Here is a 26,791-nt window from a genome sequence, read left to right as displayed (position 1 = left end):
TTGTAGCGGGGAAGGTTTTTTTTCATGCAAAAGTAATGGTTGCGAGGCGTAACTTTCCCATAAAAATAATCCTCCAGATTCTGAACTTTTTGCGAAGTTCATCCGTTATATATATCAAGAAGACTGGGATTATGGTATAGATAGAGAGTGTGGGGACCATTATGATGAAGAAAGCCTGTGATTTCATGAAACTGACGACAACTTTACTGCTCCTGGCTCTGATTTTGCTAACCACGGATACGATGGGCTTAGCACCGAAAGCTGAAGCGGCTTATGCGCAATCGTCGGACCCGATGAGAGTAAAGCAGGTCTACTTAGATACTATACATATGAACGAAGCTTGGGCGGCTGCAGCCGATTCCACGACGCCTATCGTCGTAGCGGTTGTCGATACGGGCGTCGATCTTACACATCCCGATTTAGCCGGCAATTTGGTCGAGGGCAAGAACCTGCTTCAACCCGGCTCGAAGCCTGCGGATGATAACGGTCACGGCACGAATGTAGCAGGCATTATCGCGGCGACTTTAAATAACGACAAAGGCATTGCCGGCATAGCGCCGAACGCTAAGATTATGCCGATTAAAGCGTTGGAGGCCGACGGTACCGGTGGCGAGGCGCGCCTTGGCGAAGGCATTCGCTATGCGGTGGATCACGGTGCCAAGATCGTGGTGCTTTCACTTGGATTGAACAAATATTCCACGTATATGGCGGACATCGTGCAATACGCTGAGGACCATGACGTCTTGCTGGTCGCCGCTGTCGGCAACGAAGGAACGAGTGTCAAATATCCGGCGGCTTATCCGACCGTTCTCGCCGTTGGCGGCGTTACACCGGATAAGCGTGCGGATCTGCGTTCCAACTCCGGCCCGGAGCTTGATTTGATGGCGCCATGGGACGTTTATACGACAGCGCTGGGCGGGGGCTATCAATACCAGAACGGCAGTTCGATGTCAGCGCCGCAAGTAGCGGGCGCGGCAGCCTTGGTCTGGGCGAAGTATCCGGCTATGCGCGCTTATCAGGTACGGGATTTGCTGGAGCAGACGGCCGAAGATTTAGGGCCCAAGGGCTGGGATGCAACAACGGGCTACGGTTTGTTGCGGGTCGATTTGGCCTTGACGCAGCCTTATAGCGAGGATCGCTTCGAGCCGAACAACCGGCAGGATCAGGCGACCAAACTATCCGTCCATGATTCCTTGCATGCGACGCTGAGTTCCGCGCAAGATCAGGATTGGTTTGCCATTGACGCGCCCTACGACGGCACGATCGAGATGATGCTGCGCAGCGGCGATAACACGGGTATTCGCGTGAATACAAGCACGGGTGCGACGTTTACCGCGGGGGAGGCTGCAGATAGCACGGTGGAGTTTCAGGTGAAGAAAGGACGCTCGTATGTTCAGCTGCAGACCGTAAACCGGTCGCGCACAAGTCCGTTGAGCTATTCCCTGTTCACAAATTTTAAAATTTACCGAGATCCGTTTGAGGACAACGATAAACAGTACAAAGCGTTTACGCTGCCGGCAAGAAGCCAGACGATCCGTGGCACTTTTCACCAAAAGGGCGATGTGGATTGGTTCGTCCTCCCGATCGAAGAGTCCGGGACATTGCGTGTGCGAATGTCCACAGATACAGCCCGGATAGATCCCGCTATATTTATCCAAAAAGAAGGGGAGAAAGGGCAGACGATCGATCAGTCCGGCGACGGCGTGCTGGAGATTAGCCCGCAGATGGACGTTTTACCAGGCCAGTATTATATTCGCGTCAGTAACGCCAAAGATTACATCGAGCCGATTACCGGTGAATATGCGCTGGAAATCGAGTACAATCCGAAGTTGATTGACCCTAATGAACCGAATGATAAGCCATACCAGGCTACATTTGCCGGGGCGTTCTCCGAATATCAAGGCTTGATGCACAAAAATGACGACGTAGACTGGTTCCAATTCCGCATGGACAAAGACGGTCTCGCACAAATCAGCTTAACGAATATCCCCACATCCAGGACGCTTTACGCAACAGTCTATGATAGTTCGTTGCAAGAACTGGCGTATTTCAAGAGCGATTATAGCGCAGATTCGTTGTATATTGAGAAGACTCTGGGGCAGGGATCGTATTATATTAAGCTGCAGGCGGATAAATGGTTTTTGAGCCAGATGTATCGCTTGAAAGTAGGCAGCTATCCGCTGGTCAGCGGGTTTATCGATATTGACGGGCATTGGGCGGTAGATGCAATTAGCAAGCTGACTCAGATTGGCGCTATCAGCGGTTATGGCAACTACCGGTTCGCGCCTGACCAAATGATAACCCGCGCGGAGGCCGCCTCTGTCATGGCTAAAGCGTTCCAGCTATCGAAGCAGAAGCAGCTTCATTTCAGCGATCTTTCGGATTCGCATTGGGCTTATGAGAGTGTGGCCAAAGCTGTTCAAGCCGGACTGTTGGACGGCTATCCGGATGGCACCTTCCAGCCGGATCGTCCGATGACGCGGATGGAAATGATACAGATGCTGGCGCGCAGCATGAATATGACAGGCAAGCGGCGCGGAAATTCACCTTTTTATGATGTGTCCGAAACCTATTGGGGGGTTGGCATTCTTAAGCAAATGTGGGCGGATGGCTGGATTCAAGGTTATCCGGACGGGACGTTCCGGCCTGAAGAGGAAACGACGCGCGCAGAATTCACAGCCATGCTGGCCAAAGTAATTGATCGATAGACGAAAAGGGGGATTACAATGGCAGGAACAGATCCATGGAATGAAGCGGCCAAGTATGCATCGATTATGACTATGGTTGACATTATCGTCTACATCCTGTGCATTGGCATAGCCTGGTGGGCTTTGCAATCGTTTCGTTTTGACGTGCTGCTCAAGAGTCCTAGAAGCGGGCGGGCAATCGCGCTGCAAGTGCTGCTTTCCATAGCAATCGGGCATTTGGTGGCCAGCTTTTTCATTCAATATTTAGGACTTTCTATGGGTTTCAGCAAAATGTTTTAGAGGCGGAGCCACTTCGAATTCCGAACTTTTTTCGAATAATGCATGGTTTTCTTGTCAACAATGGTAATAGAACGGATCAAAAAAGGGAAAGTTATCCGAACTCTATATGGTTGGCAACAGAATGCCAAAAGAACACAGTTGTCCAATATAGGGTGAAATGATAAACTTAGGAATTGTGAAAGTCGAAGACCTACAAGAAACGAGCATGAATTCAAAATAAGTTCGCGGAGGGACCATGATGAGCAAAATTATCGTCCGCGGTGGCCGAAAGTTAACAGGGAATGTGAAGATTAATGGTGCGAAGAATGCAGTATTGCCTATCATTGCAGCTTCCATTCTGGGGTCGGAGGGTGAAAGTGTCATCCATGATGCACCTCCCCTTGACGATGTACTAGTCATCAATAAAGTATTGCAAAGCTTAGGTATTCAGGTGGAGTACGATCAGCAGGTGATTCGTGTCCGTGCGGAGCAAATTACGACTTGTGAAGCCTCTTATGAACTTGTACGTAAAATGAGAGCCTCCTTCCTTGTCATGGGGCCGCTACTAGCAAGACTGGGTCAAGCGAGAATTTCGCTGCCTGGCGGCTGCGCCATCGGTACTAGGCCCATTGATCAGCACCTCAAAGGTTTCGAAGCGATGGGGGCTTCCATTGAACTCGGTCAGGGGTATATTGAAGCAAGAGTAAAAGGGCGCTTGAAAGGCGCGAAAATTTATTTGGATGTTGCCAGCGTAGGCGCCACTGAGAACATCATGATGGCGGCTTCACTAGCAGAAGGCACAACCATCATTGAGAATGCCGCCAAAGAGCCGGAAATCGTCGATTTGGCCAATTACTTAAATGCCATGGGCGCTGTCATTCGCGGCGCAGGAACAGGCATCATTCGCATAGAAGGCGTAGAGAAGCTTTGCGGTGCCGTACATACGGTAATTCCAGACCGGATTGAAGCGGGTACGTATATGATCGCGGCAGCGATTACGGGCAGCGATCTCTATATGGAGAACGCTATTGGTGACCATCTGCGTCCTGTGATTTCCAAGTTGCAAGAAATGGGTGTTCTCGTGGAAGAGGACGAGAACGGCATTCGTGTCCGTGCTACCGGTACACTTCGTGCCGTGGATGTGAAGACGCTGCCGTACCCGGGCTTCCCGACCGACATGCAGTCGCAAATGATGGCGCTGCTGATGGTAGCCGACGGCACGAGTCTTGTCACCGAGACGGTGTTTGAGAATCGCTTCATGCACGTGGAGGAATTCTCCAACATGAACGCGCAAATCAAAGTCGATGGACGCACTGCCATTGTCAGCGGTAACTCGAAGCTGCAAGGCGCTAAAGTATGCGCTACGGACCTGCGTGCAGGCGCAGCGCTGATCCTGGCTGCGTTAGCTGCTGAGGGAGAAACCGAAATTTCCGGCACTCACCATATTGATCGCGGCTATGTAAGCATTGCCGACACACTTTGTGAGTTAGGCGCCGACATTCGCCGTGTCTCACCACCGCAAGAAGTGGAAGAAGAAGCTGTGGAGATTGGCTTTTTCAACATTCAACCGACATTAGCATAAACAGATAAGAAGCTCTTATTCATTGCTTGCGCAAAGGATAGGGGCTTTTTGCATGATAGAGACGAAACCGGTGTCCTGCTGATCCATGTTCTATTCTAGTAAACCTACTCATAAGATGGGATATGCTCAACCAACCTGCTAGCGATCGCGCTTATGGAGGCACTAGACGAATGTATAAGAAGAATAGAGCTATGAAGGCTCTGAACCGCAGGGTCATCCTCTGGATGGCTGTTTGCTTATCCACGATGCTCTGTGTCACTATCATTGTCCCGGGTTTACTAGTCAAGAAGATTTCCCCCGCCGATCCATCCACTCTTTCCGAATCACAGAACTTACCGGTTCAGGCTACTGAACAAGGACTCATGGTTCCTGTTTACTTAACGAAGAAAGACACCATTGAGACCGTACCGCTAGAGAAGTACGTAAAAGGTGTCCTTGCCGCCGAGATGCCTATCGAATTCGAGCTCGAAGCGCTAAAAGCGCAGGCGATGGCTGCTCGAACGTACGTCGTCCGCAGAGCGCTTGATCAAGACTACAGTCAAGTACCCGTCAATGACGCACTCGTGACCGATACGACTGCCCATCAAGCCTATCTTAGCGAACAAGAGCTGCAGGAGAAGTGGAGCGGGAAAGCCTACGAGGCTAATATGGCTAAGCTTGATAGAGCAGTAAATGAAACGAAAGATATGATTCTGACGTATAATCATCAACCCATCAATGCGACCTTTTTTTCTACCAGCAATGGCTACACGGAGAATTCAGAAGATTATTGGCCGTATAAAATCCCCTACTTGCGCAGCGTGCCCAGCCCATGGGATGCAAAGCTGTCGCCACGCTATCAAGAGACGGTGCAGCTGAGCTATAAGAGCTTGCTCCAGAAGCTCGGCGTGACCAGCATTGCAACGGTTGGCACCAATTCCAAAGGCATGAAAGTGCTAGAATGGTCTGCAGGGCACCGGATTAAAAGCATGACCATAGGCGGCAAGGTGTTCTCCGGCCGGGAAGTCAGAGAGAAGCTGGGCCTAGCATCCTCTCAGTTTGCATGGAAGTGGAACGGCTCGCAGCAAATCGAGTTTACCACCTACGGATATGGCCATGGGGTCGGACTCAGCCAGTGGGGGGCCGATGGCATGGCGAAGGAAGGGAAGACGGCGGAGCAGATCGTAACCTATTACTACACAGGCATTTCTATTGAAAAAGCAGCACCGTTTATTAAAAAATCTTAGTCCTTTACTATTTCTATAAAAATATCTTTCTTCAAGTATAAAACCTTCAAATGTGTCAAGAATGGTTGATGAGGTGATAACCATGAATGATCAAAACAAAGGTTTTCAGAAGGAAGAAGCTCCTAAAACTGTTCAAGGAGCACAAGGCACTACATCTGCATGGAAGAGGTTGCTTGCTAAGAAATGGGTATTCCCTGCAACGTATGTGGCAGCAGCGGCAATTATCTTAACCTTAATGTGGGTGTACCAGGATGCCGGAAAGAAAACAGTCAGCCAAGATCTGGGCATTAAGGTTAGCAGCAATGAAACATCGACAGGAAGCGGCACACAAGCTCCGGATAATTCCGTAGCGGTAACTGCGCAAGCTGAAACAATGTCATGGCCTGTGAAAGACAAATCGCAAGTGGAAGTATCCATTGGCTTCTATGATACAAATGCATCGAACGAAGCCAAGCAAGCGGCAATGATCGAGTACAACGATCAATTAACCCCGCATACCGCTATCGATTTGAAAACCAAAGACGGCTCCGCCTTTGACGTATTGGCTGCAATGAGCGGTAAAGTAACTGCCGTTGAGCAAAATCCAGTAGTGGGCAGTCTCGTTGAAATTACGCACAGCAACGGTCTCGTGAGCGTCTACCAAAGTTTGGCTGACGTGAAAGTGACCAAAGGCGCTGAAGTTAAAAAAGGCGACGTCATCGCGAAAGCGGGACGCAACGAGTTTGAAAAAGAAGATGGCGTTCACTTGCACTTCGAAGTTCGTCAAGGCATTGACGGTGCAGCAGTGAATCCAGAGACGATTTTGAACGAGAAACAGCAATAAACCTACATAGGGTGATCGCAGCGGGGCTTTCCCGCTGCTTTTTTGCGTATTTTTCAAAATAAATGTGCGAATTGAGCCTGTCAGGCTTGGCTACGTAGAATATCTAGTCATGCCCCTCATATAATGTACCAAACTATCTCGAGTAGGGAGGCGAGGGGAGTGCACGATTACATCAAAGAGCGGACCATTAAGATTGGGACCTGTATCGTTGAGACCAAGAATACGGTTCGCACCATTGCTAAGGAATTTGGCGTTTCCAAAAGCACGGTGCACAAGGATTTAACGGAGCGGCTGCCGGAAATCAACCCGGACCTGGCCAATCAGGTCAAACACATTTTGGAGTATCATAAGTCCATCAGGCATCTTAGGGGAGGAGAAGCAACCAAAATCAAATACCGGAAGACACGCAGCCCTAAGTCCACCGAAAACTTAGTCACCGTCAAATCCTGACGGCCCCGGTCATCCCTGAACCTTTCCTAATAATGGACTTGTCGAAAATACACAGAAAAAGAGGAATTAATGCATTTATAGCGAATTTAGCTTATAATTAGAACTATATATAAGAGCGCCGATTCTTCACGGGATGGACGGTTTAGTTTAGGGAGGATTAACTTGAAATGTTAAGTAAGGATATTGGGATAGATCTTGGCACGGCGAATGTGCTCATCCATGTAAAAGGTCGCGGTGTCGTGCTTGATGAGCCTTCTGTAGTAGCGATTGAAAGCGATACGAAGCGGGTATTAGCGGTGGGTGAAGAGGCTTTCCGTATGGTGGGCCGTACACCTGGCAACATTATCGCGATCCGTCCGTTAAAAGATGGCGTTATCGCAGATTTCGACATTACGGAAATGATGTTGAAGCATTTTATTGCCAAAGTGGGGGGCAAAAGCTGGTACTCGCATCCGAGAATTCTGATTTGCGCTCCCACCAACATTACTTCCGTTGAGCAGAAGGCGATCCGCGAAGCGGCTGAGCGCAGCGGTGCCCGAGAGGTCTTCATGGAAGAGGAGCCTAAGGCGGCAGCAATTGGCGCCGGCATGGACATCTTCCAACCAAGCGGTAACATGGTTGTAGATATTGGTGGAGGAACGACGGATGTCGCCGTCCTATCGATGGGGGACATCGTCACCTCCTCCTCCATTAAAATTGCCGGGGACAAGTTCGATACGGCGATTACGAAGTATATCAAAAATAAGTACAAGCTGTTGATCGGTGAACGGACAAGCGAAGATATAAAAATTAAAATCGGAACGGTATATCCACACGGAAGAAACGAAGAGATGGATATTCGCGGAAGAGATATGGTGTCAGGCTTGCCGCTGACCATTACGATTCACTCTAGCGAGGTACAGGAAGCGCTATGGGATCCGGTTTCGTCGATCGTGACCGCGGCGAAGAGCGTGCTGGAGCGAACACCTCCTGAGCTATCGGCGGATATTATCGATAGAGGCGTTATTCTAACAGGCGGTGGAGCGATGCTGCATGGCCTGGACCAATTGCTGGCGGACGAGCTTAAGGTACCTGTATTAATTGCAGAGGACCCGATGTCCTGCGTAGTGAAAGGAACAGGAATTATGCTCGACAACTTGGATAAAGTCAGCAAGCGTAAATTCTAACAACACGATTTAATTCTACCTACGAGGTGAAATATGCTAAGAGGATTATACACCGCGGCTTCGGGAATGATCGCTGAACAACGCCGCCATGATACGATTACGAATAATATTGCCAATATTAATTCACCAGGGTTCAAACAAGGTAATGCGTTGATGCGCTCGTTTCCGGAGATGCTCATTTCTACGATCCGTGGTGGAGAAGGCGCCTCTACAACTCCGTTAGGTAAGTTGAACACCGGGGTTTTCTCGGAAGAGAATATCTCCCTGCATGCACAAGGGGATTTGCAAGAAACACAAAATCCATTCGATTTTGCCCTCGTCTCAAACATTCAAGTGCCGGGCGCTACCTTTAACGCCAATGGCGTGTCTGTGAATGCTAATGGCGATCGCACCTACCAACCGCAGGCTTTGTTTACGGTATTGAATAGCGATGGTGAGCAGCGGTACTCTTTGAACGGTAAGTTCTCGGTCGATACCGCCGGCCAGCTTGTCAATGCGAATGGCGACCAGGTCGTAGGACGCGACGGCCAGCCGATTCGACTGGTTGATGGAACGGGGCAACCGATCCGCAGTTTTAAGGTGACGGACAAAGGCGAGTTCATGGACAGCAACGGAAAGCCGCTGCTCAATGCCGCGGGACAGCCTATTGGATTGATGCTCTCCCGTGCAGAGAACCCGAATTTGTTGCTGCGCGAAGGTGATGGCTTGTATCGTATTAATCCTGGCGATGAGGCGACTGTTAGGCAAGTTGCGGCTGGGGATCAGGTTGAGGTCCGCCAGGGATTTGTAGAACGTTCCAATGTGGACTCTGCGCAATCGATGGTGGATATGATGTCGGCGCTGCGCGCTTATGAAGCAAACCAGAAGGTTATTCAATTCTATGATAAAAGTATGGATAAAGCGGTCAACGAAGTAGGGCGTGTATAATCCAGCTTGCGAAGGAGTAGGCCATGAACAATTCCATGATTAATTCATCGGTATCCATGCACAGCTTACAGCAAAAGCTGGATATACTTTCGAACAATATTGCGAACGTGAATACGAATGGTTTCAAAAAGAAGGAAGCCTCTTTCGAGGACGTTCTGACGAATGTCAAGGGTCAGCCGGAAGGCTTTCGTCAGCAAGGCAGGATGTCGCCGTTGGGCTTCAACCAAGGTTGGGGCTCCAAACTCGTACAGATCACGACGAATCTCTCCCAAGGGCCCATTCAAGCGACGAGTAACCCGACGGATTTTGCGATCCAGGGTGACGGTTTGTTTGAGGTGGCCGTGAGCAAGGTGGACGAGAACGGCAACCCGGCGTTCCAGACAGCCTGGACACGCAACGGGGCGTTCAACTTGTCGCCGGATGCCAATGGTGATGCCGTATTGACGACCAAAGACGGTTATTTCGTGACCGGCGTAGATGAGAACGGTGATACGGTTCGTCCGATTGTCGTTCCCAAAGGATACCGGCCTGTAGTGGATGAGAATGGTACGATCAGAGCCTACAATGAGCAAGATCCAACGGAGGCTCCGATGAATCTCGGCTCGATTAAGCTAGTTCGGGTCGTAAGACCGCAGCTGCTGAGAGATTTGGGGGACAACTTGTACACGTTGCCGGCTGGGATTACGCCTGCTGATCAAGCGAACGTTCTGCAAACTGTTAACGGCGCGGCTAATAATGGCGCTGACCGCGTCTCGTTGATGCAAGGATACTTGGAGCAATCCAATGTGAATTTGTCGGATGAAATGACAGATCTGGTCATGGTGCAGCGTGCCCTGCAGCTGAACTCCCGAGCCATTACTTCTTCTGATCAAATGATGAATTTAGCGAACAATTTGCGCGCCTGATAGTCGAAAGGGAGGGATGGGTTGAGTATGTCGGATAAGCCTGTTCCAAAGAGTAAGCAACCGCAGGCCAAATGGCTGAAGATCACTTGGACCGTGTTCAAAATTTTTCGCGTTCCTGTGCTAGCCGTGCTAGCCGTTTACATCGGGCTATGGATCGGCTATACCAAGTTTGGCCATCAGCCGGCTTCAGAAATCCTTCATATGAGCACTTGGCGTCATTTATACGACTTGGTTTTTGCCAGTTAAACAAGAACCTCATAGAGAATTACTCGAACTCCCGCATGGGAGTTTTATTTTTTGGTAAGGAACGGTATAATGAAGGTGGTTTAGGAACGTTACAGATTGTACGGCACGGGAGGGGTACATTGAATATACCGAACATGCTCACGATCAGCAGGTTTGTCCTGATCCCTGTTTACCTCATGTTCTTTTTTAACGGCTATATCAAGATTGCCTTTCTTGTGCTATTGGTAGCAGGACTGACCGATATTCTAGACGGATATTTAGCGCGAACCCGGGGGCTCATCACTCCAGTTGGCGTGATGCTCGATCCGCTCGCAGACAAGTGTATGATGATTATGGTCGTGATCTCCCTGTTGGTCTCCGGGATGATTCCTTGGCAGGCAGCAGCGGCCATGTTCGTGCGGGACTTAGGGATGATCATCGGATCGGCGTTCTTTCACTTTCGCGGGAAGCGGACAGTTCCAGCTAACGTTATGGGCAAGTTAACGACGGTGCTGTACTATTTGGCCATTTTATTTATTGTCTTCGAACTTCATTTTGCGATTACATATCTGTGGTTTGTCATTGCGGTCTCATTCGTAACATCCTTTATCTACATTATCGAATTCCTTTTTTTAAACCGTAAGGTTAAGCAGCCTTAAATGTGGAAAAGAGCCTAAGTATAGATCAGCAATAAGATCTATACTTAAGCTCCCTTATATGAACCTTCACTTCCTGCAGATCGGTGAAGGGACACCAATATTGTAAGTTGTTGCCTTGTATTTTATGCAAATGCAAGTACTTGAAAGGAGAACTTCACTGTTATGCTAGATATTAACCAGATTCAAGAGATTATCCCCCATCGACCGCCTTTTCTATTGGTAGATCGTATTTTGGAAGTGGAAGAAGGCGTTAGAGCCGTAGGCATCAAAAATGTGACGATGAATGAGCCGTTCTTCGCGGGTCATTTCCCAGGTTATCCGGTTATGCCGGGTGTCCTTATTGTAGAAGCCTTGGCGCAAGTAGGCGCCGTAGCTGTCCTCTCCATGCCGCAATACAAGGGCAAGATTGGCCTATTTGCCGGCATTGACGGCGTTCGTTTCCGCGAGCAGGTCGTACCTGGAGACACGCTGACGTTGGAGATGACCATCACGCGTGTGAAAGGAACCGTTGTGAAGGGCCAAGCTGTAGCAAAGGTAGGCGAGAAAGTGGTAGTCGAAGGTGAACTTATGTTCGCCCTTGCTAATAAATAACTTAAAGTCTAAAGGAGATGAACCTGACAACTATGACGCGTGTGCAAACTCAATATCAATTATGGCTGGATGATCCTTCAATCGATGCTCGTACCAAGGAAGAACTGCTGGCAATTCGTGAAGACGCAAAGGAAATCGAGGATCGGTTCTATAAGGATTTGGAATTTGGCACAGGCGGGCTTCGTGGTGTCATTGGCGCTGGTACGAACCGTATCAATATTTACACAGTCGGTCGTGCGAGTCAAGGTTTGGCGCAATATGTGCGCGGAACAGGTACAGAGGCTCCTTCCATAGCCATCGCATATGACTCGCGTCACATGTCGCCGGAGTTCGCACTCGAAGCGGCTTTGGTCTTCGCAGGCAATGGCATCAAGGCTTATGTATTTGAAGCGCTTCGCCCGACGCCTCAGCTGTCGTTTGCAGTGCGCCAACTAGGAGCAACCGCAGGCGTAGTTATTACAGCAAGCCACAATCCGCCGGAATATAACGGTTATAAAGTATACGGAGCCGACGGAGGCCAATTGGTCCCTGAATTTGCAGAGCAAGTCATTGCTGAGGTGCAAGGCGTTGACTCATTTGATAAAGTGAAGAAGCTTTCACAAGCTGAAGCTGAAGCCAAGGGGCTGCTTCAATGGCTGGGAGCAGATATGGATGCCCAATACATCGAAGCTGTTTCGGCTGTTAGTCAAAACTCGGAGACGATTAAGGAAATTAGTGATGATTTCCGCATCGTTTTCACACCGCTGCACGGTACGGGGAATATGCCGGTTCGCGAGGTGCTGAAGAAGGTAGGATTCGGACAAGTCCGTGTCGTGGCGGAGCAGGAACAGCCGGATGCGCAATTCTCGACGGTGAAGTCGCCGAACCCGGAGGAGCGCGAAGCCTTCACGATTGCGATCGAGCAGGCCAAGGCGTGGAACGCGGACATCATCGTCGGAACCGACCCGGATGCCGACCGGATGGGAGCCGTCGTGAAAGATGCGAATGGCGAGTATTTCGTCCTGACAGGCAATCAATCGGGCGCTATCATTGTGAACTACCTGCTATCCAGCTTAAAGGAGAAGGGCAAGCTTCCGGCTAATGGCGTCGTCATTAAGACGATCGTTACTAGCGAGATGGGAGCTGCTATCGCCGGCCATTACGGAATTCCAACGTTAAACACGCTAACTGGATTTAAGTATATCGGTGAGAAAATGACCCAGTTCGAACGGACGGGTGAGCATACGTTCTTGTTCGGATACGAGGAGAGTTACGGCTATCTGGCTGGCGAATATGCCAGAGACAAGGATGCTATTATTGCTGCAATGCTTATCTGTGAAGCGGCGGCGTACTATAAGAAACAAGGCAAAACGTTATATGACGTGCTGCAAGAGCTCTATGCATCCTTTGGCTACTTTTTGGAAAAGCTGGAATCAAAGACGCTTAAAGGCAAGGATGGCGTTGAGCAAATCCGCCGTATCATGGAAGCGTGGAGAACGAGCCCACCGAGTGAAATCAACGGAATCTCTGTTGCGGAGGTCGAAGATTACGATCAGGGCATTAACGGTTTGCCGCGCGAGAACGTATTGAAGTTCAAGCTGGCAGATGGATCGTGGTTCTGCCTGCGTCCTTCCGGCACCGAGCCGAAAATAAAGTTCTACTTTGCGGTTAAAGGCGCTTCCAACACAGAGGCGGCGCAGCAGTTGGACGGTATTATTCAATATGTATTAAGCCGTGTAGACGGATAATAGCATGCTAACGAAATAGGTTGGAGTGAACCTCTTCAGAACCGAAGTCGGAGTTAGGTCGTCTAATAAATAGCAGGTGTGAATCTGCATTTAAGAGGCCTAGGCAAGACTTGTATGTTCTGGAGAGGTTTTCGAATGTAAAGGGAAAAGACACAGTATGCTTTAAGGAGAGGAACAATTTGGTTCAGTGGTATAAAACGTGGAATAATCCTGTAAAAAACTTGTTAATATGGCTTGTGATTATCGGCATGCTGGCCGCACTGCCTTTGGCCTATGCCAGACATCTGACAGAGACATCGGCGAACAAAGTGGAATTTGTTTTCGACTATCGCGATTTGCTGGATATTGCCGATATTCAAACGAATCCGAAGAGCTATGTGGACGAGCAGCTGAAGCAAATGAAAGCCGCGGGCATCGGCTCTATGGCCGTGTATGAAAGCACGCTGTCCGAGCTTCGCGAAAGCCGCCGTATCGAGATGTTCAATTCTCGGGATGCAATGGCCATGACACAATCGTTTGGCGAGCCGAACGAGAATTTTACATATATCTTGTACGCCGATCAGGCTACACAGCAGCAGCTTGAACCATTGATCCTCAAAACGTTCAATAGCTTGAATGTCGCCACAAAACCTTGGAGCTTCAAGAATCGCAGTGGACTCATCATCCAAATGAGCATGGATGAAGCATCGATGAAACCGATGGATCCAGATCCGATTACGCTTAAGATGCTAAAGGACCAAGGATTTGATATTGTGGTTCGCTTGTCGAACCGCCGTCCTTTTGTAACGAATGAAATGGATCGTCTGCTCAAAAGCTTGCATGACATCGGGGTTAAACGGATCATTGTCGACGGAAACGAGGTTCCGGGATACACCGAAGAGAACACGGATGTTAATTTAAACAAAATGGCTGACCTGCTTCACAAGAACGGGATTGGTCTCGCCGCCATTGAATTGCTGAAGGAACCGCAAAAAGGGTTCAGCACTTTAGCCAAACAGACGAACTATGATGTGGTGCGACTGCACTCCTTTACCGAAAAAGACGGCGAAAAGCTGTCTGAGCAAGTCACCAAAGCGGAGATGGCCGATCGTGTCCAAGGTGTGGCGGATCGCTTCGTGCTGGCCGTTAAAGACAGAAATATCCGCATGGTATTCTTGAATGCAAAACCTGTTAAGAACATTGACAAAGGAAAGCTGGCTGACCCGCTGTCCGCTTACTATCAAGCGCTGCAGGGGCCGGATGGAGCGATTCCGCGCATTGAGAAAGTCGGTTTTAAATTAGGACAAGCAGAGGCATTTACCGTACATACGACAGCTTGGCAAAAAGTAGCCCGTTTCTTCTTGCTCATCGGGGGCGTAAGCCTAGTTGTACTGGCTGTCAGCTTCTTCGTACCAGAAGCTTCCTTATTCTTGTTCATTATTGGCATCATTGGCGCTGCTGGTATGCACATACTGTCGGCAAATTTATATGCACAAGCTCTTGCGTTGGCTACAGCTGTATGCGCGCCTAGCGTGGCGATGATGCTCGCTATTCGCTCGGTCCGCTCCGGAGCGGCAGCTCAGTGGAAGTCAGGCTTGCTGTATGGGCTATGGATGCTGCTCAAAACATCGCTGATCTCGTTAATTGGCGTTGTGTATGTCGTCGCTTTGCTCAATCACATCACTTATTCCATCGTCTTGCAACAATTCCGCGGCGTAAGCGCTCTTCACTTGCTGCCGATTGCGATTGCCGGCGTGTATTTGTTGTTCTTCAGTGAGAACAATACGTATAGGGACAAATTCGCGAGAGTCCGTCAGGTATTCACGTTCAATATTACCGTGCTGTGGGTTGTAGCGGCTGCTGTCGCGCTCGGCGCCATTTTCTACTACCTGTCCCGCACAGGCAATGAAGGACAAGCATCTGCTGTGGAAAAATTGTTCCGCTCGTTCCTTGAAAATACACTGGGCGTACGACCGCGCACCAAAGAGTTCCTGTTTGCGCATCCAATCTTCTTGTTGGGCGCTTACCTAGCTGTTAGATACCGCAACGCCGTATATTTGATGTTCATTGGCGTTATCGGCCAGCTTTCCATCGTGGATACATTCTGTCACTTGCATACACCGCTTCACATTTCGCTTATCCGCATTACATACGGCGTTGTATTCGGCGCTTTGATTGGTCTGGTCTTAATTGTAATTTGGGAAATTGTCGCAAGGAGTTGGAAACGATGGGTGCCTCAATCCAAATAGTGTTATCGGGTTACTATGGTTTCGATAACAGCGGAGATGAAGCGGTGCTGCAATCGATCCTATTCGCACTGGAAGAGCAAGGCCGGGCGCAGGGTCTGCGCATCGATCCCATCGTTTTATCGGCGAATCCGGAGAAAACCTCGCAAATGTACGGGGTCAAAGCTTATCATCGCATGAAGCCCGGAGCGTTGTTCCGTGCGCTTCGTGAAGCAGACGGCTTGATTAGCGGCGGCGGGAGTTTGCTGCAGGATGCAACAAGCGCCAAAACGATTCCGTACTATGTGGCCGTAATTAAGCTGGCGCAATGGCTCGGCAAGCCTACGTTCATCTATTCCCAGGGCGTCGGCCCTGTCAACCGCCGGATGTTCGACGGTTGGATTCGCGGCGCGTTCAAAGGCTGCCGCTATATATCGGTCCGCGATACAGAGTCTGCGGACTTGCTGGCCACGATGCGCATTCCGCGGGAGCGCATCGAAGTCGTGCCTGACCCGGTTATGGGGCTGCCGCTTCGCGAAGCGACGCAAAGCGCGGCTGAGGCCGGGTCAGGAGCCGAGCGGACGATCGGCGTATCCGTCCGCTTCTGGAACCAGGACCGCTCTGAGCTGGAAGCTCTCTCGCGGTCCTTAGCAGAGCTGCTCGCAGCCAGGACGGATGTCCGGCTGCGGTTCCTGCCCTTCCACCTCCCTTCGGATGAGGTGGCTTCGCAGTTCGTGATCGACCGGCTGGGCGATCACGCGGGGCGGGTGGAGATGGCCAGTGGCATCGTCCACCCGCAGGACATGCTGCAGCAGGTTGCGGGCTGTGACCTGCTGATCGGCATGAGGCTGCATTCCTTGATCTATGCAGCCTCGCAGTACGTGCCTATGGTCGGCATCTCGTACGATCCGAAGATCGACCAGTTCCTCCATAGGCTCGGCATGAAAGCCGTGGCATCGACTTCGCATTTCGATGCCGAAGCGCTCACTGCGGAAGCGCTGCGTCTCCTCGATCATAGAAGCGAGTGGGCGTCATCCCGTTCAGCCGCCATTGAAGCGTTGAAAGCGCAGGCACAGCGTCCTGCGCAGCAAATTGCTGCATTTTATAAAACCAATTAAATGACTGCTACGTCAATATAAGGAAGAGAGATCCATGAGCCTATCGACAACGTCAGTGAAATCCACAGCGGCAGCGGCTGCTGCCGTACCGAAAGTCCGCATTTACGGAGTGCCTATCTCCAAATTGGATATGAAGATGACCGTTGCCTATTTGTCAGATGCCATTGCAAGAAGACAGCCGCACCAGATCATTACAGCTAATCCGATCATGGTGATGGCTGCACTGGAGGATCCGGCTTACATGCGCATTATGCAGAGCGCAGAACTCGTCGTCCCTGACGGCACAGGTGTGGTATGGGCTGCCAATTATGTTGGAGATCCTGTAGCCGAGCGAGTCCCTGGTTACGATCTGCTGCAAGAGCTAATGAAAGCAGGCGAAGCGAAGGGGTGGAAGGTATACTTGTTAGGCGCATCACCGGAGGTTATTCAAGCAGCTGCGGAGCGGCTTAAAGCCTCCTATCCCGGTATTCAGCTTGTAGGTGTCCGGGATGGCTATTTTAAGGACGCGCAAGATGAAGAAGTCATTGCCGACATTGTCAAAGCGGCGCCGGATCTTCTGTTTGTCGGCAGATCGGTTGCCACGCAAGAGCCATGGATCGCCAAATATAAGGAACAACTTGGCATACCTGTCATGATGGGAGTAGGCGGAAGTTTTGACGTCCTATCGGGTAAATTAAAAAGGGCGCCGAAGTTGTTCCAAAAACTTCGCTTGGAGTGGTTTTACCGTCTTCTGCAGGAGCCTTGGCGCTACAAGAGAATGCTTGTACTTCCGAAATTCGCACTCAAAGTTATGCGGGATAAAGATAAAGTCACCAGACTTTGAAAAAAAATTTATGAAAATTACCTGAAAACGGTCATTTCAGACAAATTTAGCAGTGGTATTTGCGGACAATTCGGAGTATAATTCATTTCGGCGGAAAGACCTGCCACCCAAGACAAGAGGAGCTGTGAAGAAGAAGATGTATGGATTATATGTGATTGGGTTTATCGCTTCGTGCGTAATGGCGCTATTGCTGACACCCCTAGTCAAAAAGTTTGCCTTTTGGGTCGGAGCTGTCGATGCCCCTAACCATAGAAAGGTACATACCCGGATAATGCCGCGTCTCGGAGGACTAGCTATTTTCCTTGCCTTCGTCGGAGCTTATTTCATCATCTCTCCAGCACTTGACGCGGTAAACTCGAATGCAGCCTTTGGATTGCTGCTCGGCGGGTTTGTTATCGTCGTTACGGGAGCATTGGATGACCGATTTCAGTTATCTCCCAAGTGGAAGCTTTTAGGCCAGTTGATTGCCGCTTGTATCGTTGTTGCTTTTGGACTGAAAATTGATCTCGTTAACATTCCTTTCGGAATAACGAATTTCAACATTGGTTGGTTGAGTATTCCGATTACCATATTGTGGATCGTTGGCGTATCCAATGCCATTAATTTAATTGATGGACTGGATGGTCTATCGGCCGGTGTTTCTGGTATTGCTACAGCAACTATTCTTGTGCTGGCTCTGATGATGCCGAACGTTACAGTTGTACTGCTTAGCGTCATTTTATTAGGAAGCATTGCCGGCTTCTTGTTCTATAATTTTCACCCGGCCAAGATTTTTATGGGTGATTCCGGCGCATTATTCCTGGGCTTCGCGTTAGCGACCCTGTCGATTCTCGGCTTTAAACAAGCCGCGGTCGTATCCTTGCTTATTCCGATTATGATATTGGGCGTACCTTTATCAGATACATTTTTCGCCATTATACGTCGTTATGTAAATAAACTGCCAATTTCCGCCCCTGATAAAAGTCATTTGCATCACTGTTTGCTGCAGCTTGGATTCAGTCATCGTACAAGCGTATTGATTATTTACGGTATTGCCTTTATTTTTGGCGCCAGCGCAGTAGTCTGCTCAGTATTGATGTCGCAGAACATCTTATGGGGCTGGGTGTTAATTATCGTAGCTCTGTTTCTTGTTATGCTGGTTGGCGCAGAAGCGATCGGCATTATCAGCAAAAGCCGCAAGCCAGTGTTGAACTTTTTCCGCAGCTTGTTTGGCAAGACTGTCCAAAGCGATCGTTTAGGCAAATAATTATCAGATAGGAAATGGAAACCTAGCCTTAAGGGCTGGGTTTTTTTGTTTTCTATGGAATCTTTCTCTTGCTCTAAACATTTTGGGGTCGTTTACCGATAAGAACAATACAACAACTTTTCGCTGTTAGCTGCGTCTATTCTTGTAGAACGATGGAAGAACATAGGAGGGATTGTCGAACCTACATAAGTATAATCAACCCGGCATCTCGTAGCTAACATATAAAGCATGAAGGAGGAAGATGTGTTTTGAAACAGCTTTACAAGAAGTGGGCAGGACTCGCCCTCATAGTCGCAATTCTACTTACTTTTTTACCTCCAGGAATGGCCCAAGCAGCCTCAACGCTCACGATTAAGGAATTGTACGCTGAAACAGACAACGTGGGAACATCGACGGAGAAACCGCATGATGACAGTAAAGTAACAAGGATAACCCAGCTTCCGTTTACTATTAAAGTTGATATCGCAGGTGTAACGGAGTCGCAGGTTCCATCCATTTATTACGTAATTAAAAATATGAATTCCGGGGTAGAAACAACGGAGAAGAACAACAAAGCTCAGTTGATTACCTCCAACGAGATTCAATTTACGAATGTCCAGTTAACTGAAGGCTTAAATAAAATCATCGTTATGTTGGGCGATACGAATGCATTTACCTCAGCGCCTGCTTGGGTGTATTACACGCCAACGACGAATTTGTCCAATATTACAATTAACGATGTGCCGCTGGTTGACGGCAAAATGTATCCTACAGACCGTGGACCGCTTAAGTCTGGAACAACGGGGATTCAGATTAAGACGGATGCCTCCAATGCGAATAGTGTTCAAGCCACTCTAACGGGCGATTCGCAAATCAAGCAAGGCTTCAAAGGTACGGACGGTTCTTTTTATTTCACGGGTGATGACAAATATAAGTCATCAGCAACATGTACTTCCGTCACCAGCTTCTGTTTGAACCCTGGTGATAACATTTTTAAATTTAATGCCAACAATGATACGAATCAATACGAAGTTAGCCGTAAGTTGTGGTATGACAATGGCAAACCGTTTGCGTTTAACGGCACAATTTCCGATGGCAGTAACACTTTTGATTTGGTCAAAGAACCGGTTGTGAACAGCAGCGCGCTGCATATCAGTGCAAGTCTGAAGAGTGATCTCGATACTTCCGGATCCATGAATTACAAATATGCGGATGTTTATATCAATGGACAGCCTGTGGCATCGGGCATTGATCTATCTTCCTTGTCCAGCTCCTCGGGATCGGTAACAGGTTCTACTTATTCGGTTACTTACTCGTCAGCTTTATCCAGAGATACATCGTCTGACATGGAGTATAGAGTACAGAATTTTTCCTTGGATATTACGAATATTCCTGGTTCTTCCTCTACGCCTAACCCGCAAAAGGTTACTTTTAAGTTTAGGGATAGTGCCAACAATCTTGTACCTATAATCAGTGAGTACAAGTTTAGCTTTGTGGATCCAAACAAGCCATATATCGATAAAGTGACTCAATTGAATGGGGCCATCCAGTCTCAATTAAGTTTGACAGATACGAACCCTGTCAGTGAACTGCCAGCGACGTTTTATGTTTATGCCAACGATAAGTCAAAATCCGCCAAAGTCTATGTTGATGGTGCTCTTTATACAGCGGATCTTCCTTCCGGTTCTACAGGTGATAGACTGCCGGAGAGTGGTTCTAACCCACCAAGATTTATTATCCAGCTCCAGGGGGTTACTGACGGCAATAAAAAGTTAACTGTAGAGCTGTCATCGACTGATCCTGCAGACACAAGTGTATATAGTACGGATTACAGCCTGAAAGTGAATAACGCGCCTTATATTATTGTGAATAACATTTCCAACAATATGTCCATTAAGAAGTCTGCTGATCTTAAATGTGGTACAACGGACGATTGTATTTCTGGACGCGTCGTGAATTTTTTCCAGGATATTAGCACGCCACCGGCACTACCATTGAATAGCATTAAGGTGTATATGAATGATCAATATGTAACCTTAGATTCCACTTCAGCGGATACAGTGTTTGATCCAACCACAAATGCATTTACTTTGCCGCTTAGTTCCATCGGTGCTAATACCATGACTGAAGGCAAGAATATACTTAAGTTCGAAGTATATTTAAACGGCTCGACATCACCGATTACGGTTCAATCTTACACAATATATTTGTTCAGTACGGATGCACCGCAGTTTACAGCTATTAAACCTATTGAATCTGGCACATCGGGTACTCAGTTTGTGAGTGGAAGCACGCCGGATACGTACTCGACGACAGAGCATTCCGTTTCGTTCTCCGGTTTGTTCTCGAGTTTAACTTCGGATGGAACAACACCATCCAATGTTCAAGCATTGACGTTGATTGTTCATACCAAAGACGCCACTGGAAATGCTTTGGTATACCAAGAAACGATGAAGAACGGTAATTTGACGGATAGAGATTACACGGTCGGCTCGAGTACGGTTACGACGGACGGCAGAAGCTATTTTGTCGAATTTAATAACTTGAGCATAGATAATCAGAATTTCAAAACTACATCCTTTAAGCTGCTAGACAGTACAGATGTTGTATTTGAGTTCCGTATTACGAATGCATCTAATATTACGGCAACCAAATCTATTACGATTACTAGACAGAATGTTCCTTATACGATCGTTCAACCGATGTTGATCCAGAATGGCAGCAATCTGCAAGCGAATATCAATAGTAATTTCTACGAAGTTATTATTGCTGCCGAGAATGCGGATAGCGTCGTGTTTGGTAAAGAGAGTGCTACGAAGAAGACAGTGAACTCTGTTGACGAGTATCACTACAAAGTTAAGAATCTGAAGGCAGGTTCCAACACGATCAAGTTCACGGTTAACCGCGGCACTTCAAAAGTAAATGGAAGCTTTGTTCTGTTCTACACGAATACCAATGTGCAGGGCGCAGAAGTGTTGGCTGATATGAACACGAAGTTCAAGATGTTCAACAATGCCTTGCAGTTAAACTTCCCAAAAGATACGAAGCTCATGCGTTATCTGCCTGATAGCAATAATAATCAATTTATTACGTCTGACCGTCAGGTTCTGTTCGGCATTGCTGATACAGATGATGGGCGTGTAGACAAAACATTGTATCCGACAACTAATGGATACTTTAAATCCAAGATTGCAGCCAAAACACTTTGGGCAGACCGCTTCTTAGCGGCAAGCCCGCTTTACTACATGGATGCAGGCTTTATTCCGGCTCCTAGCTCGTCTACGACAACAACAGACGATCTGAAGGATGGCTTAACTGGTGAAGGCTTGGATCCGTATGATGCAAGCATTTCTAGCCGTTCGTACTTTAATAGGCTTTATGATGAGCAGGTTGTTCCTACCAGTGAGGGTACATTGACGCTGAACTTTGATCCTGCAATTCGACTGGATGCCGGTAGATACGTAACTGTATTCTACTACGACATCTATCCGAACTATTCCGGAGTTACATCGGATGGTTGGAAGGATATCGGTGGGGTTGTAGATGCGAGTAAGCATACGATTACCGTTCCATTCCAAAAGTTTGGATACTATCAAGTCATGTACATGAACAAAACGTTTGATGATGTAACAGGTCATGCATTTGCAAGAAATGAACTTGAAACGTTGTTCTCGAAGGGTGTAATGAAAGCTAAGACGACTTATACATTTGCCCCTAATGATTCAATTACTCGAGGCGAGTTCGCGCAAATTCTTGTGAAGATTTTTAAGCTTCCTTTGAACTACAGTGGTAATGGAACGTTCCAGGATGTCTTTAAAATCGAAGATTCCATTGGCCTTCTGTACGATTATAAGTACATTGAGACTGCGGCAAGAGCTGGCATTGTCCGTGGCCAAGCAAGCAACAGGTTCAACCCTGGCGATTCCATTACGAGACAAGATGCGGCCGTTATGATCGCTAGAGCAGCGAATATGAAACTGGGCACAGACTTGAACAAGTCGCTGGCGAATCTTCAGAAAGCATTTACGGATGGGGACAAAATTGAATCCTATTCCAGACCAGCTGTTGAAGCAGTCGTGAAAGCAGGGCTTATGGAAGGAATCGAAAACGCCCTTCTGCCTGGGCAGAAGAAGACAACCGTTCGCTTTGATCCGACAGAGCTGATGACAAGAGCACAAGCATCTGTGTTCGCCTACAGAGTTATGAAGCAACAAAAGATGGTTCCATAATAAATGAATGAAGCAGATTGCCTATGCGGCAATCTGCTTTTTTTCATCTATTTTTAAGGTAACTTTTATCTGATGTTCAGCTTCAATTCAAAGTAAATTCATATTTCTCGATTAAGCTAGTTTCATAGGCGAATGTCATTTATAAACACAGCGCCGGCTGGAAAATAGTTAATAATGATTTCGCGTATAGAAGAGAGTATACTCGTTGATGTAGCCGAGGTGACTGATACACAGCTACACGTTAGTATGCACTTGAGGCAATGCAGTCATGTTGGTTATAAGTTTTTATAACAAAAACTTTGATATACTTTAGGAGGAAATTATACTTATGAAGAAAAGTCTATCGGTAGTTCTTTCTGCAACAGTAGCTTTGTCGATGTTCTCTTCCGTAGCATTCGGTAAAACATCCGCAGACTTCACTGATTTGAAAGGCCTTGATGCAGCAACACAAGCAAAATTTGATGCAATGATTAGCGCCGGTATTTTTGATGGCGTGAGCGATACAACTTTCGGTCTTAAAGACGAAATGAACCGCGCTCAATTCGCAAAAGTAGCAGCTTTGATCATGGGTCTTGACATCAACAAAGACCTGACAACTTCCAGCTTCGAAGACGTTAAAGCTGATGACCCAGCTAACGGTTATGCATTGCCTTATATCGAAGCTTTGAAAACAGCTGGCGTAACAGACGGTTATGCAGATGGTCAATACAATCCAGCAGGTAAAGTAACTAAAGAGCAATTGGCTACTTTCTTAGTTCGCGTATTGGGTAAAGACGCTGATGCAAAAGCGATGACAGGTAACGATGCAACAGTATCCACTTGGGCACAAGGTTATGTGAAACTTGCTCTTGATCTGAAGCTTCTGCCAAACGGTGAAGACGGTACTTTCGGCGGTATGGCCAACGCAACTCGCGACCTGCTGTTGACTGGTGCATATGAAGCTAAGCAACAATACGTTCCAGCTGGTAAAGTATCCGTAACTGGCGCAAAAGCAACTGGCGTACAGAAAGTAACAGTAAGCTTTAACAAACCGGTTGATACAGACAAAGCGAAACTGGCTTTGACAAAAGGTACGGCTGATGTAGCAACAACTGTTCAATTCGCTGATGACAAGAAATCCGCGGTATTGACTTTGACTGATACAAAAATCGGCAACGGTGATTACACTGTCACAATGAGCGGTTTGGATCAAGCAACTGTTGATAAAACAACGGCAACATTCACAGGCGAAGACGAAGTATTGAAAAGCATTGATTTCGTAACAGCTGGCGACACAATCGCTTACGCTGATAAAGTAATCGTTAAAGCAAAAGCAGTGAACCAATACGGCGAAGCAGCTTCCACAAACGCTGGTTCTTATAACGTATACACTTCCGCTGCAACATTTACAAAAATTACGAAAGATACAGATGGCAACTTGTTGATTACATTGGATACTAAGACTGATGGTACAACTCAAGGCGTCTCTGTAATCCCTGTAACGATCGTTAACAATGATAGCCATATCACAGCAACTAAGAACTACAAACTGGGTACACAACCGATTCTGACGAAGCTGGAGCTTGGCAGCGCTCGTTACTCCTCGGGTACTGCGTTGAACGGTAAAGGCGAGAACGTTGCTTTTGATCTAAACTTCTATGATCAATACGGCGGTAACATGTCCTACGAAATGATGGAAAGTGCTAACCAGTTGAAAGATACAAATGTAATCTGGAACGATTACATCGACAGCAAAGATATTACTTGGGAACTCGATGACAATGGCAACGACATTCCAGAAGTGAAAATTTCCTTGCTGAACAACTTGGATAAAGCAGGCGACTTTAACTTTACAGTATTCAACCAAGCTGCTACAGCATCCGGTAAAATAACTGTTGCATCTACAAAAGTAGCAAACAAAATTGAAATCGGCGAAATGGACGATGTAATCGCATCTGGCGATACTGATGTGTACATCCCAGTTGTAGCTTATGATGCAGCTGGCAACCAATTGAGCGTAGACGATTTGACAAGCGATCAAAACGTGGGCCGCATTAACGTATCCTTGTCCGGTGCAGTTGGCGATAACGATGCAACAAACGTAAGCATCGAAAACTCCGGTGAGCACAAAGGTTCGATTAAACTTCATAAAGTTACATCGAGTTCTAAAGGTGCTGTATCCGTAACAGCAGTCATCGCAACAGCAAATGCAAACAGCACAGCAACAAAAACATTTACAGTAGCTGACGCTCGTGTAGCTGATCACTTCAAAGAAGTAACGGCTCCAGCGAAAGGTGCAGTAGCAGGCGGAACTTCCAAGTTTGAGTACAACGTAATTGACCAATACGGTAAAGTGCTTGATGATTCCGTGTACAGTGATAGCGTTGGTAACGGCTCTGAGACAGATACAGGCAGTCTGAACCACTATACAGTAGCAGTAACGGCGATTGCATACGATGCGAACAACAACAAAATCACTGACGGCTCTGCTTACGTACAAGATGCGCAAACAGTACCACAACCAGTTAGCAACGATGCAGATCACCCAACTGTTTACGGCATTGGTTCTACTAATGGTGACTTCAAAGCATTTAACGATGAGTTCAAATTCGTAACAACAAATGCTGCTAAAGAAGGCACACACGTTGACTACACAGCGGTTATCCTTAAAAATGGTGTTGAACTTGCAAAAGTAACTAAGACTTTGACAGTAGCGAAAGCAACTGACGACCTGACTTACTCCGTAGATGCTTTGAACCCAATGTTCAACGCTCTGGACAGCGGCGTAGTTACTCAACAAGTATATGGCAATGGCCAAACATTGACAGTTGATGCACAACAATCTCCGGTAACAAGCATGCTGGGTCAAGAAATCACGGTATCTGCTAAGAACGCGGCTGGTGATGTTGTAGAACTGCCTAGCAACATTAAATCTGTGGCATCCTCCAACACTGCTGTAGCTAGAGTAGAGCTTGACGCTGCTAACAACAAAGCTTTCGCTATCGGTAACAAAGCTGGTACAGCGACAATCAGCATCACTTACCTGACAGCTAAAGGCGAAGTGAAGCAAGCAACAGTTCCTGTAACTGTGAAAGAAGATGCGATCGCTGTTGACAAGATTGAAGCAGAAACAAAAACTGTAGCAATCAACTCCGGCGAGAACGTTTTTGACAAAATCGATCTTAAAGTAACTGATAACTATGGTACAGAGTATGACAATATGGAAGCTGGCGAGTACAACTACCTGTTGGGTCTGACATTTGCAGCAACTAACGTTAAAGGTGGTACAGTATCTATCGATCAATACGGTAACGTAACTGCAAGTGCTGGTACAGTAACATTCGATCTGACTACGGTCGCTCCAAACGGTAAATCCGTAGTAACTCCAATCTCCGTAACAAAGTAATATGATGTAGTAAAGAAGACCCTTCGGGGTCTTTTTTATTTTGTACAAGAGTCGTTCAGCTGTATAACGTTCGCTATGGAAAATTCTAATCAATGAAAATACGTATAGAAAATAGTATACTCATTCTTGTAGACGAGATGATATACGAAAAGCTACATGAAAGCAAAGAAGCAAGACGCAGTCGTCCCATGGGTTATAAAGTTTTTATAACAAAAAAACTTCAAATATCAGGAGGAAACAACCTATATGAAGAAAAGCCTATCCGTAGTTCTTTCCGCAACAGTAGCTTTGTCGATGTTCTCTTCCGTAGCATTCGGTAAAACATCTGCAGACTTTACTGATCTGAAAGATCTCGATGCAGCCACACAAGCAAAATTCGACGCCATGATCAGCGCGGGTATTTTTGACGGTGTGAGCGATACAACTTTTGGTTTGAAAGAAGAAATGAATCGCGCACAATTCGCAAAAGTAGCTGCTTTGATCATGGGTCTGGACATCAACAAAGACCTGAAAACATCCAGCTTCTCTGATGTTAGTGTTGACGATCCGGCTAACGGCTA

General features: G+C 47.5%; 19 protein-coding genes and 1 pseudogene. All 20 read left to right on the top strand.

Features of this window, described 5'->3' with window-relative positions; genetic code table 11:
- The first annotated feature begins 161 nt into the window (after positions 1 to 161).
- Entirely contained in the window at positions 162 to 2,708 is a 2,547-nt protein-coding gene (locus O9139_RS24775; RefSeq protein WP_270884434.1) for a S8 family peptidase, read from the top strand.
- An 18-nt stretch (positions 2,709 to 2,726) separates the two neighbouring features.
- Positions 2,727 to 2,987, top strand: coding sequence for a DUF1146 family protein (locus O9139_RS24770; protein WP_270884433.1), 261 nt, complete (start codon positions 2,727 to 2,729; stop codon positions 2,985 to 2,987).
- 238 nt (positions 2,988 to 3,225) lie between these two features.
- The gene (gene murA / locus O9139_RS24765; RefSeq protein ID WP_270884490.1) at positions 3,226 to 4,548 is read left to right on the top strand and encodes a UDP-N-acetylglucosamine 1-carboxyvinyltransferase; all 1,323 of its coding nucleotides are present in this window, start codon (positions 3,226 to 3,228) and stop codon (positions 4,546 to 4,548) included.
- A gap of 170 nt (positions 4,549 to 4,718) precedes the next feature.
- Positions 4,719 to 5,774, top strand: coding sequence for a stage II sporulation protein D (gene spoIID / locus O9139_RS24760; protein WP_270884432.1), 1,056 nt, complete (start codon positions 4,719 to 4,721; stop codon positions 5,772 to 5,774).
- A gap of 82 nt (positions 5,775 to 5,856) precedes the next feature.
- The gene (locus tag O9139_RS24755; RefSeq protein WP_270884431.1) at positions 5,857 to 6,597 is read left to right on the top strand and encodes a M23 family metallopeptidase; all 741 of its coding nucleotides are present in this window, start codon (positions 5,857 to 5,859) and stop codon (positions 6,595 to 6,597) included.
- A gap of 159 nt (positions 6,598 to 6,756) precedes the next feature.
- Positions 6,757 to 7,047: a sporulation transcriptional regulator SpoIIID gene (spoIIID, locus tag O9139_RS24750; protein ID WP_270884430.1), complete on the top strand. Its 291-nt coding sequence runs from the start codon at positions 6,757 to 6,759 to the stop codon at positions 7,045 to 7,047.
- Positions 7,048 to 7,214: 167 nt separating this feature from the next.
- Positions 7,215 to 8,213 (top strand): rod shape-determining protein, encoded by a 999-nt coding sequence (mreB, locus tag O9139_RS24745; RefSeq protein ID WP_270884429.1) that lies wholly within the window; start codon positions 7,215 to 7,217, stop codon positions 8,211 to 8,213.
- A gap of 33 nt (positions 8,214 to 8,246) precedes the next feature.
- Positions 8,247 to 9,140, top strand: coding sequence for a flagellar hook-basal body protein (locus tag O9139_RS24740; RefSeq protein WP_270884428.1), 894 nt, complete (start codon positions 8,247 to 8,249; stop codon positions 9,138 to 9,140).
- A gap of 23 nt (positions 9,141 to 9,163) precedes the next feature.
- Positions 9,164 to 10,045, top strand: coding sequence for a flagellar hook-basal body protein (locus O9139_RS24735; protein WP_270884427.1), 882 nt, complete (start codon positions 9,164 to 9,166; stop codon positions 10,043 to 10,045).
- Between the two features lie 27 nt (positions 10,046 to 10,072).
- Positions 10,073 to 10,291 carry a DNA-directed RNA polymerase subunit beta gene (locus O9139_RS24730; RefSeq protein ID WP_270884489.1) on the top strand — a complete coding sequence of 73 codons (219 nt, stop codon included), beginning with the start codon at positions 10,073 to 10,075 and terminating at the stop codon, positions 10,289 to 10,291.
- Between the two features lie 119 nt (positions 10,292 to 10,410).
- Complete coding sequence (locus O9139_RS24725; RefSeq protein WP_270884426.1) at positions 10,411 to 10,929, top strand: CDP-alcohol phosphatidyltransferase family protein; 519 nt, start codon at positions 10,411 to 10,413, stop codon at positions 10,927 to 10,929.
- 162 nt (positions 10,930 to 11,091) lie between these two features.
- The gene (gene fabZ / locus O9139_RS24720; RefSeq protein WP_270884425.1) at positions 11,092 to 11,520 is read left to right on the top strand and encodes a 3-hydroxyacyl-ACP dehydratase FabZ; all 429 of its coding nucleotides are present in this window, start codon (positions 11,092 to 11,094) and stop codon (positions 11,518 to 11,520) included.
- A gap of 32 nt (positions 11,521 to 11,552) precedes the next feature.
- A complete protein-coding gene (locus O9139_RS24715) occupies positions 11,553 to 13,247 on the top strand; it encodes a phospho-sugar mutase (RefSeq protein WP_270884424.1) in 1,695 nt (564 codons plus the stop codon).
- 179 nt (positions 13,248 to 13,426) lie between these two features.
- Positions 13,427 to 15,475 carry a DUF5693 family protein gene (locus tag O9139_RS24710; RefSeq protein WP_333742892.1) on the top strand — a complete coding sequence of 683 codons (2,049 nt, stop codon included), beginning with the start codon at positions 13,427 to 13,429 and terminating at the stop codon, positions 15,473 to 15,475.
- Positions 15,454 to 16,569: a polysaccharide pyruvyl transferase CsaB gene (gene csaB, locus O9139_RS24705; RefSeq protein ID WP_270884423.1), complete on the top strand. Its 1,116-nt coding sequence runs from the start codon at positions 15,454 to 15,456 to the stop codon at positions 16,567 to 16,569. The genes O9139_RS24710 and csaB overlap by 22 nt, the downstream gene beginning before the upstream one ends.
- A 34-nt stretch (positions 16,570 to 16,603) precedes the next feature.
- Positions 16,604 to 17,392 carry a WecB/TagA/CpsF family glycosyltransferase gene (locus O9139_RS24700; protein WP_270884422.1) on the top strand — a complete coding sequence of 263 codons (789 nt, stop codon included), beginning with the start codon at positions 16,604 to 16,606 and terminating at the stop codon, positions 17,390 to 17,392.
- 136 nt (positions 17,393 to 17,528) lie between these two features.
- Positions 17,529 to 18,638 (top strand): MraY family glycosyltransferase, encoded by a 1,110-nt coding sequence (locus O9139_RS24695; protein WP_270884487.1) that lies wholly within the window; start codon positions 17,529 to 17,531, stop codon positions 18,636 to 18,638.
- A 248-nt stretch (positions 18,639 to 18,886) separates the two neighbouring features.
- Entirely contained in the window at positions 18,887 to 22,846 is a 3,960-nt protein-coding gene (locus O9139_RS24690; protein WP_270884421.1) for an S-layer homology domain-containing protein, read from the top strand.
- 328 nt (positions 22,847 to 23,174) lie between these two features.
- Positions 23,175 to 26,231, top strand: coding sequence for an S-layer homology domain-containing protein (locus tag O9139_RS24685; RefSeq protein ID WP_270884420.1), 3,057 nt, complete (start codon positions 23,175 to 23,177; stop codon positions 26,229 to 26,231).
- A 246-nt stretch (positions 26,232 to 26,477) separates the two neighbouring features.
- A pseudogene (locus O9139_RS24680) lies at positions 26,478 to 26,791 on the top strand (S-layer homology domain-containing protein); the annotation flags it as partial.

The sequence above is a fragment of the Paenibacillus aestuarii genome, from assembly GCF_027789125.1.
In the GTDB taxonomy this organism is placed as follows: domain Bacteria; phylum Bacillota; class Bacilli; order Paenibacillales; family NBRC-103111; genus Paenibacillus_E; species Paenibacillus_E aestuarii.
Note: the sequence above shows the minus strand (reverse complement) of the source record. Positions and strands in the feature narration are given on the sequence as shown.

Bases quoted from the DNA above. Each gene is read 5' to 3' on its own strand.
- O9139_RS24775 (WP_270884434.1), top strand. From the start codon at position 162: ATGATGAAGAAAGCCTGTGATTTCATGAAACTGACGACAACTTTACTG.
- O9139_RS24770 (WP_270884433.1), top strand. From the start codon at position 2,727: ATGGCAGGAACAGATCCATGGAATGAAGCGGCCAAGTATGCATCGATT.
- murA (WP_270884490.1), top strand. From the start codon at position 3,226: ATGAGCAAAATTATCGTCCGCGGTGGCCGAAAGTTAACAGGGAATGTG.
- spoIID (WP_270884432.1), top strand. From the start codon at position 4,719: ATGTATAAGAAGAATAGAGCTATGAAGGCTCTGAACCGCAGGGTCATC.
- O9139_RS24755 (WP_270884431.1), top strand. From the start codon at position 5,857: ATGAATGATCAAAACAAAGGTTTTCAGAAGGAAGAAGCTCCTAAAACT.
- mreB (WP_270884429.1), top strand. From the start codon at position 7,215: ATGTTAAGTAAGGATATTGGGATAGATCTTGGCACGGCGAATGTGCTC.
- O9139_RS24740 (WP_270884428.1), top strand. From the start codon at position 8,247: ATGCTAAGAGGATTATACACCGCGGCTTCGGGAATGATCGCTGAACAA.
- O9139_RS24735 (WP_270884427.1), top strand. From the start codon at position 9,164: ATGAACAATTCCATGATTAATTCATCGGTATCCATGCACAGCTTACAG.
- O9139_RS24730 (WP_270884489.1), top strand. From the start codon at position 10,073: ATGTCGGATAAGCCTGTTCCAAAGAGTAAGCAACCGCAGGCCAAATGG.
- fabZ (WP_270884425.1), top strand. From the start codon at position 11,092: ATGCTAGATATTAACCAGATTCAAGAGATTATCCCCCATCGACCGCCT.
- O9139_RS24715 (WP_270884424.1), top strand. From the start codon at position 11,553: ATGACGCGTGTGCAAACTCAATATCAATTATGGCTGGATGATCCTTCA.
- csaB (WP_270884423.1), top strand. From the start codon at position 15,454: ATGGGTGCCTCAATCCAAATAGTGTTATCGGGTTACTATGGTTTCGAT.
- O9139_RS24700 (WP_270884422.1), top strand. From the start codon at position 16,604: ATGAGCCTATCGACAACGTCAGTGAAATCCACAGCGGCAGCGGCTGCT.
- O9139_RS24695 (WP_270884487.1), top strand. From the start codon at position 17,529: ATGTATGGATTATATGTGATTGGGTTTATCGCTTCGTGCGTAATGGCG.
- O9139_RS24685 (WP_270884420.1), top strand. From the start codon at position 23,175: ATGAAGAAAAGTCTATCGGTAGTTCTTTCTGCAACAGTAGCTTTGTCG.